Here is a 12810-nt window from a genome sequence, read left to right as displayed (position 1 = left end):
GTAATTCACTTCATCCCCCTTTAATCATCCATGTAAAAAAGTGTTTTATTTATATAAGCTTATACGGAAGCGAAAGCCTTTTTAGCGGCAAAAAATAAATAAAGGAGATTTTTTCGTGAACCTAAACACTGCTCTTGTAAGAAAAGGCGGGGCTAATGTGTCGTCTTCCAAACGTCTTCCGTGGGCCGGGTTGCTAGCTTTAGCTATGGCGGGCTTCATCTGCATTCTTACGGAAAGTCTACCTGCTGGATTACTGCCGCAAATTGCACAGGATCTTGGGGTTAGAGAAGCTCTTGCTGGACAACTGGTCACTCTCTATGCGATTGGATCGCTTCTGGCCGCCATTCCTTTGACAACGGCTACCCGTGGGTGGAGGCGTCGGCCGCTTCTATTGCTGTGCATCATCGGTTTTCTTGTATTTAACACCATCACCGCGTTATCTTCTGCTTATGTGCTGACGCTTGTCGCGCGTTTCTTCGCAGGTGTCTCGGCAGGTGTTCTGTGGGGGATGACGGCCGGTTATGCACGGCGCATGGTACCTGATTCGCTGAAAGGAAAAGCGATGGCCGTAGCCATGGTCGGCACTCCGCTGGCATTGGCGCTTGGCGTTCCGCTTGGTACTTTTTTTGGAACATATACAGGGTGGCGTCTCATTTTCGGAGCTGTATCATTACTGACTGTAGCGCTTATTGGCTGGGTGCTCTGGAAGGTGCCGGATTATGCAGGTGAGCCAGCTGGTGATCAAGTCCCTTTTCACAAGGTTTTCCTGCTTCCTGGTGTGCGTACAATTTTGTTCGTCGTTTTGACATGGATACTGGCTCATAATATTTTGTACACTTATATTGCACCATATCTTGCGGAGACCGTGTTTGCTCAGCGAGTGGATTTGGTTCTTCTTATTTTTGGAGTTACCTCGATTGTTGGCATTTGGGTAATAGGCATACTGATTGACCGTTTTCTAAGAATGCTGGTTTTAATCAGCATCACAGGATTTGCCTTGGCTTCTGTAGCCTTGGGAATCGGAATGAATCAGCCTGTAATCATCATGCTTGCTATTACAGCGTGGGGGCTTACGTTTGGTGGGGCAGCCACTTTACTGCAAACAGCAATAGCACAAGCTGGAGGGAAAAGCGCAGATATAGCCCAATCAATGCTGGTTACTGCGTGGAATGTGGCCATCGGCGGCGGAGGCATTATTGGTGGCTTTCTTCTCGAGTTGCTCGGAGCCCGATTCCTTCCGGGAGCATTAATTATCCTGTTGCTTCTCTCTTTGCTTGCAGCTTGGCAAGCTAAAAAGCATGGATTTCCTACCTAAAGGAGCCCAAGAGTATATGTAACATTAGCAAAAAATGAATCCGCTGCATGGCGGATTCATTTTTTTGGGATTAGAGAAGTACATCTTATGCGAGCCAATCTGTTTCTCCAATGAGATTTTTGTAAGCGATCGGTGAAGACATGACGATCAGAGTCGTATAGGTTCCGTATTGATCGCACCGGTTTTCAAACTCCTCCAGGTCCTGGGTTGTTTGCGTGAGGACCTTCAATAAATAATTATGCTCTCCGCTTATCCGGTAACATTCCGTGACCTCCGGCGATGAACGACAAAAATCAAGGAAAGGATAGCAATTCCGTGTCCGAACAAGCATAAAGGCTGTGCATTGCTTCCCCATTTTTTGCGAAGAAATGACGGTTCGGTATTCCTCGATAACCCCCTTTTCTTCCATGCGTTTTACACGTTCAGTAACAGCTGGCTGAGATAACCCCACTAGCTTTCCTACATCTGTCATTGATAATCTCGCCTGATTCTGCAAATGGAGCAGGATGTCTTTATCGATTTCGTCCAAGAAAATCATCCTCCTTTAATTTAAAATCAATTTATTTTTAATGCCTTTAAAATCATCGAAAATTTCTTTGTATAACTTGTTTTCTTTATGTAAGGTGGCAGAAATTATTTATATAATAAACACACTTGCTATAAAAAATCAAGTAAATTACAGCGGGAGAGGATGAGGAGCATGAGAAATATAGATCTGGAATGGCTACATAAAAGTGTAAATGAGGTAATTGACCGCACACTTGAGGAAAAAAGGATCGTAGGCACCGTCGTCCTAATTGCATCAGGCGGAAATGTTGTTTACAACAGGTCTGCTGGCTGGGCCGACCGCGAGCAGAAACGACCGATGCAGGAAAATGCTTTGTTTAGATATGCTTCGGTAACCAAGCCGATCGTGTCAGCGGCAGCTTTAGTATTAATTTCGCAAGGGAGATTGCAGTTAAACGATCTGGTGGAAAAATGGTTGCCCGCCTTTCGACCCAAACTGCCAAACGGACAATATGCCTCCATGACCGTTCATCATCTGATGACACATACCGCCGGCTTAACCTACCGTTTCTTTCAGGAAGAAACGGGAACTTATGAGCTTGCCGGGGTATCAGACGGCATGGATCTGGCAGGAATTACCCTTGAAGAGAATCTGCAAAGACTCGCTTCTGTCCCGCTTCTATATGAGCCGGGGAAAATGTGGAGGTATTCCATAGCAACAGACGTGCTCGGAGCGGTCATCGAAAAGGTAACTGGAATGCCGCTAAGTGAAGCTGTACGTTTGCTTGTAACTTATCCGCTTTCAATGATGGACACGGATTTCAAGGCTGTGGATGTGGACCGATTGACCGCAGCATACGCAGACAGTGCAGGAGAGCCCCGGCGCTTGCACGATTTGGATACCGTTCCTTTCGTGCAGGGGACGGCAGGATTTCGCCTTTCACCCAATAGGTTTACCGATAAGACAGCTTATCCTTCTGGTGGAGCTGGCATGATTGGTAGCGCAGGAGACTTTCTTAAACTGCTGGAAGCTTTGCGGCAGGGAGAAAATCCGATTCTGCCTAAGGCTCTTGTCGCAGAAATGACAACCAATCAAATTGGTCACCTGGTGATGCCTTATTGGCCGGGGAGAGGCTTTGGACTAGGTTTCACGCTGCTTAAAGACCCAGCGGATGCCAATACACCTGAATCGCCGGGAACGTGGCGGATGGGCGGCACCTATGGGCACTCCTGGTTTGTTGATCCGAGTGAGGAGCTTAGTGTTGTAGCGTTCACTAATACGGCGCTTGAAGGAATGTCGGGCAGGTTTACAACGGAGCTGTGCGAATCTGTCTACAAGGGTGTTCGAGGAGATAAGTAGTGAGTAAGAACGTTATCTTGAGCAAATATTTGGAGTATATTTGGAGTATGTAGACTCTAGATAGATATCAGGATTTTTTCTGCCTTTTATAGCTGTTCGTGCCGTGCTTGCGACATCCATGTTTCGTCGTAGGCTCCGGCAGGAGCAGTTTCTTTTTTTTTCAGGCTCAGCAAGTCAAATGGCAATAAACGGGAAAGCTGATATTAATGATTTATCAGTTCACAAGTTAGACACATTATTTTAAGCTTGTATTTAGATAACTTTAAGCGAGAATTAGTAGTTATTAGATATAGTGGTACAGCCTCCCGTGCACAAAGGCGGGAATATGCGGAGAAAGGATGAAGTGATGTGCTTGATGTGAAGAAGGTTAGCAAAGCTTATGAAGGCCGGATGCGGGTCAAAGAGCTTGACTTCAGCATCCAGCCCGGTGAGATTGTTGGTTTTCTGGGGCCAAATGGAGCCGGAAAAACCACGACGATGCGAATGATTACCGGATATCTGTATCCCACCTCGGGAGAAGTGCTGGTGAATGGGATATCCGTGCATGATGAAGGGAAGCGGGTAAGATCACGAATTGGTTATTTGCCAGAGACACCGCCTCTGTATTCGGAAATGTCCGTGCAAGGTTATTTGAGATTCGTAGCGGATCTGCGAAATGTTCCTGCCCGTGAACAAAAAATGACCATTAGCGAAATGATTAGCAGACTAGGTCTGAAGGGAAGGGAACGACAGCTTGTTCGGAGCCTGTCCAAGGGATATAAGCAAAGACTTGGCCTTGCGGGGGCTATCCTCCATCGGCCAGATTTACTAGTGCTGGACGAGCCTACATCGGGGCTGGACCCTAATCAGATTATGGAGATCCGGGATCTGATTCGTGAGTTGGGTGAAGAACATACTGTACTGCTTAGTACACATATTTTGCCTGAGGTAAGCATGCTCTGTAACCGAGTGCTGATCATCCATGAGGGGAAGATTGTCCTGGATGGTGATCCGCAAGCGATGAGAGGAGGCGTGAATGAAGCCTTCAAAGTAACGCTGGAGGTCAAGGGGGAGCGGCAGCAAGTCATGAGTGTACTGGAAGGATGGTCATATGCCAAGGCTCAGGTAGCTGGTGTTGTGAACACGTTAGCTGTGGACACATTAACTGAGGCAGAGCGGCGTTCGAGCCATGGTGAAAATGAGTCGCTCCATGAGCCAGCGAATCCCGGGATTACTCGCTTGGTCCTTGAAGGAAATACGGCTGAGGACTTCCGTGAGCCGTTATTCTATCTTTTATCCGAGGCGAACCTGCCCATCCTGGAAATGAAGCGAGAACAGCCAAGTCTGGAGCAGATATTCCAGCAGCTGACATTGGAGCGCGCCTCCTCCCCATCAGAAGAGATAGTCTCAGCGGAAGATCCTCAACAGACCGTTCCAAATCAGGTAGAGTCTTCCGGACAGGACACTCCTTCAGCGGGCGAGCCTGAATCGTCGAGTTCCACACTGGACAAGCAGAATTCAGTAGAGGAGGACAAGCGATGAGAAGGATGCTTGCGATCTGTCGAAAGGAGCTGCATGGCTATCTATGGACACCTATGTCGTACGGGATACTTGCCGTATACATGCTCCTGTCGGGGTTACTGTTCTACTCAAGCTTCGTGTTTTATCAGCCAAGTATCGTAGATTATCGCTTGGTACTGGGGGATACATTATCTGTCTTCATCTTCGTTATTCCGCTATTGACGATGAGACTGATGGCCGAGGAATTCCGCCAGGGAACTGACGAGTTATTACTGACCTCACCAGCAAGCACGACAGAGATCATTTTAGGTAAATATTTATCCTCGCTCGTATTCTTGCTGGTGCTGGTCTTACTTAATTTGCTCTATCCGTTATTAATGTCCCAGTTCGGAGAGCTGGACCTCGTTATACTCTTCACCTCCGCATTCGGGTTATTCCTCATGGGGGCTGGTATGATGGCGATTGGTCTATTCGCTTCGTCTCTATCGCGACATCAGATGGTGGCGGCCGTAGCCGGCTTCATTATATTGCTCACTTTGTGGATGCTTGATTCACTCGGAGGCAATAGCAACACAGCTATTATGGAATGGCTTCAGCCCTTCTCCTTATCCAGTCGTTTTAATGGATTCCTGAAGGGCATCCTGAATGGAGCCGACATCATCTACTATATAACACTGTCCGCACTGTTCCTGCTGTTCAGCATACAGGTTGTGGAACGGAAACGGTGGAGGTGAACGGAACATGAAAAAATGGCTGGGACATGGAAACAGTGTGGTGTTATCACTGGCTGCAGTTGGAATATTCATTCTGCTTACGTTGTTTCTTCGTTCGATTGGCGGCTTTCAGCTCGATCTGACCGCGAATAAGCAGTACACCCTGTCTGAGCAGACACAGAGTGTGCTGAAGTCGATCCGGCAGGATGTGCGCATTTTGTCCTTTACGGTAGGTAGTGCGCAGAATCAGGTTCTGAATCAGGATGTCTCTGATCTGCTTGAAGAATATAAGAAACGCAGCAGCAAGCTGTCTGTGGAGGAGTATGAATTGAATCAGGAGCCTGCACTCGCGCGGCAGTATGGTGTTTCATCCGCCTCGATTGTGCTCCTGCAGGGTGATCAGAGCCGAGTCGTAGATATCGGTACTTTGTTCCGTGCCACGGCAGATGGCAATGGCTACGAGTTCGCAGGGGAGGAGCAGCTCACCTCAAGTCTGATGTCTCTGTCCTCCTCGGATATGCATAAGATTGCCTTCCTGAGCGGGCATGAAGAGATTCCACTATCAGAAATGACGGGGCTACATTCGTCTTTGGAGCAGTACAACGCTACGGCTACCGAGCTTCAACTGAATCGGGATGGAGCCATTCCTGAGGATACGGATGTACTAGCGATCATAGGTCCGCAACGTGATCTTAGTGATCAGGAGTTGAAGCTGATTCGTGAATATTTGAGCAATGGCGGCAAGCTTATTCTAGCACTTGGGTTCAAGGATGATATGGCAAAGAGCTGGAGTAATATTGATGCCTTGGCTTCTGACTATGGCGTGAAGGACCTGCATGCCGTCACAGTGGATCGTACCCAGACCAATACACTGGGACCATTGTGGGTTGTGCCTAGTCTTGGAGAGCATCCGATTACATCGAAGCTGGCTTCAGCCAATCTGCTGCCCATGCTGTCTCTGTCTATTGCTTTGACCACATCCGAGGAGGAGCAGAGCAATTGGCAGCTGACCTCTCTCATGCAGAGCTCGGGTGACAGCTATGGAGAGCTAGATATTAAGGGCCTGTTAAATGGAGATACGAGCTTTAATGAAGGTACTGATATTCAGGGACCAGTAAATCTAGGGTATGCGGCTGATACGGCAGAGGGCAAGCCCAAGGCGATAATTTTAGGCAGCTCGGCCCTGTTCAGTGATACGGAATGGATGAATGGAGGCAATCGGGATCTGGCGCTGAATAGCTATAATCATCTGCTGGAGCGTTCCAACGATCTGTCGATCAGACCGCGTCAACAGCAAGGCTATGAGCTGGCTTATTTGACGCCTGTTCAAGCCCGGACCATCTTCGCCATTACCGTGGTCGGAATTCCGCTGGTGCTGATAGCGGCTGGGGCACTTCTGTGGTGGAGGAGAAGACAGCCATGAGAAAATGGATGCCTACATTATTGCTGGTCGTGATATGTATAGCCGGCTTTTGGTATGCAAGCTCGGAGAATTACTTTCGGAGCACTGAGACCGTAGCAGCGCGATTAGTCCAACAGGATAAAAGCTTGATCCGAGAGATTGTGATTCGTGGAAAAGGAGAAGAGGGGACGGATATTCGACTTATTCAGGACAAAGGGGCCTGGACGATGAAAGAGCCAGATTCCTATCCCTTGAACAAATACGGTGTAGAGCGTTGGCTGGATACGCTACAGACTGCAGAAGCTGGAGATGTCATTGTAGCGAACCCGCAGGATATTTCCAAATATGGAATAGATGGGAATCACGACGAGATTGAAATTACGGATGAGCAGGGAACGATCACAAAGGTTGCTTTTGGCGACACCCTTCCTACGGGTGATCAGGTATACGCTCGGGTGAATGAAGGAGATATGATTTCCATAGCCAATAATACGGTGACTTCCTTGCTGCTGAGCTATTCCGAATTCGTGAATACGACCCCGTTCCTGTGGGATCAGTCCGAGATTACCCAGCTGGAATGGGAGGGAAGAGAAGCATCATGGATGCTGTCTCGCAGCACAACATCAGAGACGGAGTGGAAGCTGAACGGAGCCAGCGTAACCAACGAAGTGGCTTCAGGCATTGCAGACCAGATCAAGAATACCGTTGCAGAGCTACCTTTGCTTCCCGCTTCCGACCTCAAGGGGGCTGTACATCAGTTTACCTTGACAGTCACACGCTCAGGGCAAGATCCAACAGAGGTATACCAAGGCTGGACGCTTCCCAACGATACGAAGGTATGGGTAGTTCCACCCAATAGCAATTGGGCCTATGGCATCTCAGCGAGTGAGGTGTCTGATATCGGAAAATCAGCAAATGAGGCTACTACAGCAGAATAATCCTGTAGCAGGCGATTCTCAGGAAGATAAAGCGTGCGACTGTGCTCCCATATCCTTGCAGGATAAATGCCTTCTCAAGAGAGCATTCTAGGGTTGTCACACAATTTATCATATTGGAGGATGAATTCATGCCTGGAGGGAAACAACTCATTTCTTTGTCCTTATCTGCTGTACTGATTGCTGGTATGGTCAGCGTGACAGGCTGTGGATACCGGGATGGTAACAGAAACGTGAGCACGAATAGTACTCGGTATGGAGCGAAGACTCTGGATATGAACCGAGTGAATCGTTACGGTGTCAATTCCACGGGCCGGGATGGTCTGATGGATGGGAGCGCGAACGGTCGCAGTGAAAATCTGCGGGTCAGCAAGGAGCTGTCCCAGCGCATTTCTGAAATGTCAGAAGTAAGAAATGCTACCGTGATGCTGCGCAATAATGATGCCTATGTAGCCGTAAATACGAATAACATGGGTGCAAACGGCGTACGTGGAATGAATAGCACGCGTGGGATGAATGGCACAAATGGAATGAACGGCACGCGTGGGATGAATGGCACAAATGGAATGAATGGCACTCGTGGGATGAACGGTGTAAATGAGCGGACGACAGACCTGGGAGGTCCCCGTGTGTATACGAATACGCCTAACACGACCGGCGTGCCATTGATTGGTGAGCGTAATATGGTTGGAGGAAATACAGGCTATGGCCCAGCCGATCACAGTATGGATATGACGTCACGTACAGGTGTGCTTGGTATGATGAGAGGCGCAACGGCGAACCCTAACGCAGGTGTTCGTGATCACGGGATGACGAATCGAGCTGGTGTACACACGTATAATACCAACACAGCAGCTGCAGAGCTGCCACAACAATTGAAGAATAAAATTGCCAATAAAGTCAAGCAATTTGCTCCTGAGATTGAGAATGTATATGTATCGGCTGACCCACATTTCACGCAGCGCATGAGTACTTTTGCCCGTGATATGGAGAATGGGCATCCGGTACGCGCGATTACTGATGAGTTTCGTGTGATGACTGAGCGCTTGTTCCCGACTCCAGCTGGAACAACCCACCCGAACGGAACAGTCAATGGAACTCAAGGGATGCGCGGTAATACCGTGCGATAATATGGGCTGGTAGCATTCTGGAATGCTCTGTAGATGTTCTGACGGAGTATCCATGAACAAAAGTCACAGTTAGTACCTGATCATCGGTGCTGCTGTGACTTTTGTTTTTATCCAATAGGGGCTGCAGGTTCATTGTTGCATGTACTGTGGTTGTCAGTTGGAGGGTATATTCAAGGTTTCAACGGTAACTGCCTGCCCTGAATCCATACCTCCTCAAGCGCAAGCTGAGGGGACAAGCGTAGTATATCTGCCTGCTTACCCTGCTCCAGAGAACCGACACGATCTGCCATGCCAATGGATAGTGCCGGATTCAGACTGGCAGCCAGCGAGGCCTCCACCAGACTCATGCCAGCTTCTTCGATGAGGAAGCGGAAGCCGCGGATCATAGTTAAGGTGCTACCAGCAAGAGTCACCCCATCCTCAAGGCGTGCGATCCCGTCCTTCACTACAACGGGTAGATCACCGAGCGTATAGTTCCCGTCATGAAGCCCTGCCGCAGACATGGCATCCGTAATTAGTATCAGATTATGATTCTGCTTCAGTCTGGCAAGTAAAACCACCGCTGCCGGATGAACGTGAATCCCGTCGGCAATGACCTCCGCTTCAATCCGATCATCCCCGAGCACCGCTCCAGCCGCTCCAGGCTTCCGATGATGCAGTGGAGTCATAGCATTGAACGTGTGAACGGCGTGGCGTAGTCCAGCCTCGACAGCTCGCTGAACCTCTTCATAGGTGGCATCGGTATGTCCGAGTGCTGAGGTAATTCCTTGCTGACTCAGCCAGGTAATCAGCTCCAGTGCACCTTCCTGCTCTGGAGCCAATGTGAGCTGACGGATCAAGTCAGGATATTGCGTGACCCACGATCGTACCCATTCGAGATTGGGCAGAGCAATATGCTCCGGGTTCTGTGCTCCTGGCCACTTGGGACTGAGAAAGGGTCCTTCCAGATGGACGCCAAGCAATTGAGCGTATCGCATATCCTGTTGGCTATAGGCATGCACTTCTGCCAGTACACGCTCGATGCTCTTGCGGGGAGCTGTCATGGTCGTAGCTAGCATAGAAGTTGTCCCCTGTGAGGCATGAAAGGAAGTAATGGTATCGAGTACGTTTTTGTTAGCGTCCATAAAGTCTTCTCCGTTACCCCCATGGACATGAATATCTATAAATCCAGGTACAAGGTAGCCATGCGAGCCAGATGCTATCGCTTGATCAGAAGAGATTCCTGCCGTCGGTGCTAGAGTGGAGGCGACATCCTTCCATTGGGTTGGGATGTTCTCCATATTGCCTACATATTGCAGAACTCCATCCTGTATGACCAGCGCGCCGTCATGGATAATGCCTCTCGGAGTAACGACAGCGCCATACATAACCTGCGGCTTAGACTCTTGCTCCCTCATGACAGCCGACTCCCTGCTTCACGATCAAGCAGAACAACGACATGCGGATGGCATTGTAGCAGGGACGCCGGGCATGCGGTTGTTATGGGCCCAGTGAATGCTCGGCGAATAATATCCGCTTTATCTCCACCGCGTGCAATCAGCAGGATTTGGCGCGCCTTCATGATCGAAGCTACGCCCATCGTAATGGCTTGACGGGGGACATCATCAATCGAGTCGAAGAAGCGTGCGTTGGCCGTGCGTGTCTGCTCATCCAGTTCGACGACGTGTGTACCACCAATCAGACTCTCAGCAGGCTCATTGAACCCGATATGGCCGTTGTGTCCGATGCCTAGTAGTTGAAGATCTACTGGCCCTCGATCATCAATGAGTCGATCATAAGCAGCGCATTCTGCCTGTAGATCAGGAGCATTTCCATTCGGCACACGCGTATTGGCGAGTGGGATGTCAACCTCGTCAAAGAGGTGCTTGTTCATGAAGCTGCGATAGCTCTCGGGGTGGTCGGAAGACAATCCGACATATTCATCAAGGTTCACTGTGGACACCTGGGCAAAGCTGATTAGATTCCTGTGGTACATTGCGGTTAAATGGCGATAAATGCCTACCGGTGAGCTTCCGGTTGCAAGGCCGAGGGTGGCACGGGGCTTGGTCTGAAGGAGGCTTGCAATGATGCCTGCTCCTGCTGCATTTAGGTCATCCTCATGTTCAAAAATTCGAATATTCATCCTTCATTCGCCTCCCTGATGTTTACGAATCTTCTGTACGTTGCGGTAGGAATGCTCCAGTCTTGGAATGTAGTGTTCAAAGCCAGCGCTCACCATACCTGTAAACAAAATATCAATCACATGCAGCTGAGCAATACGCGAAGCCATATCACCCCTGCGCATTCCTTCCTCCAGTGAGGAGGAGAATAGTGGAATATCCGCAGTTCGGGCCAGTGTATTGCTACCATAAGAGGTGAGCGACAGCGTAGCTGCGCCGTTCTCCTTCGCGACACGCAGTGCGTCAATCGTCTCCGGGGTCTCACCGGAATAAGATACAGCGAGCGCTACATCTCCTGGTCCGAGTGTTGAGGCTGAAGTGATCTGCATATGAGAGTCGGCAAAAGCTGTGCTGTTCTTGCCGATTCGTACCAGCTTCTGATAGAAATCCTGAGCCACAATGGAGGAGGTTGCCATTCCATACAGGTCAATGCGATTAGCACGACATAGCAGCTCCACGGCCTTTTCCAGTCGTTCCATATCTAGCAGCCTGGTAGTATCTGAAATGGAGGCCAGATGATTGGCGGCGATTGCTTCTACGATTCGGGACAGGGGATTGCCTGCTACAATATCCTGATAGGCCGTCTCCTGAGCGGGCTGAGAGATCTCGGCAGCCAGCTTCATTTTGAAATCGGGAAAGCCTTTGAAATGGAACGCTTTGCAAAAACGTGTCACCGTTGCGGGACTTGTCCCGCTCTGTAATGCCAGTTGGTTAATCGTCCAGCCTGGAACTTCGGAGGGAGTATGCAAAATAATCTCCGCAATCCGGCGCTCCTGTGGAGGGAGACCCTCCAATGTCTGCTGCAGTACATGCAGTATGGCTGTCATGTAGAAGCTCCTCTGAAAATTATTTTTGTTAATTATATCTTAAATAAGAAAATTATTTTTACAACTTGATTGTAATCAATCATTTATAGTAAAGCAAGTAAATTCTGGGCCATAGCCACAAAAAACATAATATTACACAAAGGCCCCGGGTTCATTTACTATGGATTACATGGATACCAGCAGCAAAGGAGATATCTGGCTATGAATCGACGACAACGTCAGAAGTACATACCCTCACTCTGGATTATTGCGGAGAAAATGCACACACATGGCTCGTATTTTGCATTGTATGCCATCGATTGGAAGCGTGGAGGGCGATTAAGCTGGGAGGGATGGCAGCGGCTTGAGGATCTGCTACAGTTTCGCATTCCATTGAAGCGCGGAGCAGGAGGCAGGAAGCTGCGCTACCAGCCTGGTTCGAAGATAGTCCCCAAAGCACTCCACCTGAGACTGGACGAGTCACAGTATGATGAACTGGAAAGACTTTTTTATCAACCCTTCTCCCCAAAACGCTGGAGGGAGTTCATTCGAGCAAACAACTGCCCATTTTTGCAGTAAAACTGAACCAACACCCTTCACCTAACATAAAATGTGTTGACTGTATCCCTTAACCTTGTTACACCACATAAACCCGAGCAAGGAGGGGTGAATCTTGAAGGGCAGCGACCACAAAAGCAAATTTTTGCTGACTCACCGTGAACGTGAAGTATTCGAATTGCTGGTACAAGACAAGACAACGCGGGATATTGCAGGGCAGCTATTCATTAGCGAGAAAACGGTGAGAAACCATATCTCGAACGTAATGCAAAAATTGAATGTTAAGGGGCGTTCACAAGCGGTCGTAGAACTGATCAAGCTTGGAGAACTGAAAATCTAACGTACTTACGCTCCTGCGGGTGCATAACCTTCTTGATTATCCTTCTGTAGAAGGATGGGAGAGAGGGTTTTTGTGCGGTATTCCT

At 49.0% G+C, this 12810-nt stretch carries 13 protein-coding genes; 9 read left to right on the top strand and 4 right to left on the bottom strand.

Annotated features, from left to right (window positions below; all coding sequences use genetic code 11):
* Window positions 1–115 precede the first annotated feature (115 nt).
* Window positions 116–1315, top strand: coding sequence for an MFS transporter (locus tag D328_RS0113120; RefSeq protein WP_018885478.1), 1200 nt, complete (start codon window positions 116–118; stop codon window positions 1313–1315).
* A gap of 85 nt (window positions 1316–1400) precedes the next feature.
* Here D328_RS0113120 and D328_RS0113115 read toward each other — a convergent pair whose 3' ends face one another.
* A complete protein-coding gene (locus tag D328_RS0113115; RefSeq protein WP_018885477.1) occupies window positions 1401–1844 on the bottom strand; it encodes an Lrp/AsnC family transcriptional regulator in 444 nt (147 codons plus the stop codon).
* A 171-nt stretch (window positions 1845–2015) separates the two neighbouring features.
* Between D328_RS0113115 and D328_RS0113110 the strand changes: the two genes are divergently transcribed.
* The 6 genes from D328_RS0113110 to D328_RS29050 all read left to right on the top strand — a co-directional run bounded on the left by D328_RS0113110 (window position 2016) and on the right by D328_RS29050 (window position 8862).
* Window positions 2016–3182 carry a serine hydrolase domain-containing protein gene (locus tag D328_RS0113110; protein ID WP_018885476.1) on the top strand — a complete coding sequence of 389 codons (1167 nt, stop codon included), beginning with the start codon at window positions 2016–2018 and terminating at the stop codon, window positions 3180–3182.
* 348 nt (window positions 3183–3530) lie between these two features.
* Window positions 3531–4703 (top strand): ABC transporter ATP-binding protein, encoded by a 1173-nt coding sequence (locus D328_RS0113105; protein WP_018885475.1) that lies wholly within the window; start codon window positions 3531–3533, stop codon window positions 4701–4703.
* Window positions 4700–5416, top strand: coding sequence for an ABC transporter permease subunit (locus D328_RS0113100; protein ID WP_018885474.1), 717 nt, complete (start codon window positions 4700–4702; stop codon window positions 5414–5416). Before D328_RS0113105 ends, D328_RS0113100 begins: the two co-directional genes overlap by 4 nt.
* Window positions 5417–5423: 7 nt before the next feature.
* Window positions 5424–6818 (top strand): GldG family protein, encoded by a 1395-nt coding sequence (locus tag D328_RS0113095; protein ID WP_018885473.1) that lies wholly within the window; start codon window positions 5424–5426, stop codon window positions 6816–6818.
* Window positions 6815–7735, top strand: a complete 921-nt coding sequence (locus D328_RS0113090; RefSeq protein WP_018885472.1) for a DUF4340 domain-containing protein — start codon at window positions 6815–6817, stop codon at window positions 7733–7735. Before D328_RS0113095 ends, D328_RS0113090 begins: the two co-directional genes overlap by 4 nt.
* A gap of 128 nt (window positions 7736–7863) precedes the next feature.
* Window positions 7864–8862, top strand: a complete 999-nt coding sequence (locus tag D328_RS29050; protein WP_018885471.1) for a YhcN/YlaJ family sporulation lipoprotein — start codon at window positions 7864–7866, stop codon at window positions 8860–8862.
* A 170-nt stretch (window positions 8863–9032) separates the two neighbouring features.
* Here the strand turns inward: D328_RS29050 and nagA are convergent, their stop codons facing one another.
* Genes nagA through D328_RS0113070 form a run of 3 tightly spaced genes read right to left on the bottom strand, consistent with a single transcriptional unit; the run spans window position 9033 to window position 11848 of the window.
* The gene (gene nagA, locus D328_RS0113080) at window positions 9033–10259 is read right to left on the bottom strand and encodes an N-acetylglucosamine-6-phosphate deacetylase (RefSeq protein ID WP_018885470.1); all 1227 of its coding nucleotides are present in this window, start codon (window positions 10257–10259) and stop codon (window positions 9033–9035) included.
* Window positions 10256–10984 (bottom strand): glucosamine-6-phosphate deaminase, encoded by a 729-nt coding sequence (gene nagB, locus D328_RS0113075; protein WP_018885469.1) that lies wholly within the window; start codon window positions 10982–10984, stop codon window positions 10256–10258. Before nagB ends, nagA begins: the two co-directional genes overlap by 4 nt.
* A gap of 3 nt (window positions 10985–10987) precedes the next feature.
* Window positions 10988–11848: a MurR/RpiR family transcriptional regulator gene (locus D328_RS0113070; RefSeq protein ID WP_018885468.1), complete on the bottom strand. Its 861-nt coding sequence runs from the start codon at window positions 11846–11848 to the stop codon at window positions 10988–10990.
* Between the two features lie 201 nt (window positions 11849–12049).
* Here D328_RS0113070 and D328_RS0113065 point away from each other — a divergent pair, with 201 nt between their 5' ends.
* Both D328_RS0113065 and D328_RS0113060 read left to right on the top strand, forming a co-directional pair.
* Complete coding sequence (locus D328_RS0113065) at window positions 12050–12406, top strand: hypothetical protein (RefSeq protein WP_018885467.1); 357 nt, start codon at window positions 12050–12052, stop codon at window positions 12404–12406.
* Window positions 12407–12500: 94 nt separating this feature from the next.
* Window positions 12501–12725, top strand: coding sequence for a helix-turn-helix domain-containing protein (locus D328_RS0113060; protein ID WP_018885466.1), 225 nt, complete (start codon window positions 12501–12503; stop codon window positions 12723–12725).
* Window positions 12726–12810: the final 85 nt, after the last annotated feature.

Origin of the sequence: Paenibacillus massiliensis 2301065 = DSM 16942 (genome assembly GCF_000377505.1) — a bacterium.
In the GTDB taxonomy this organism is placed as follows: Bacteria; Bacillota; Bacilli; order Paenibacillales; family Paenibacillaceae; genus Paenibacillus; species Paenibacillus massiliensis.
This window is presented reverse-complemented; position numbering and strand designations above follow the sequence as displayed.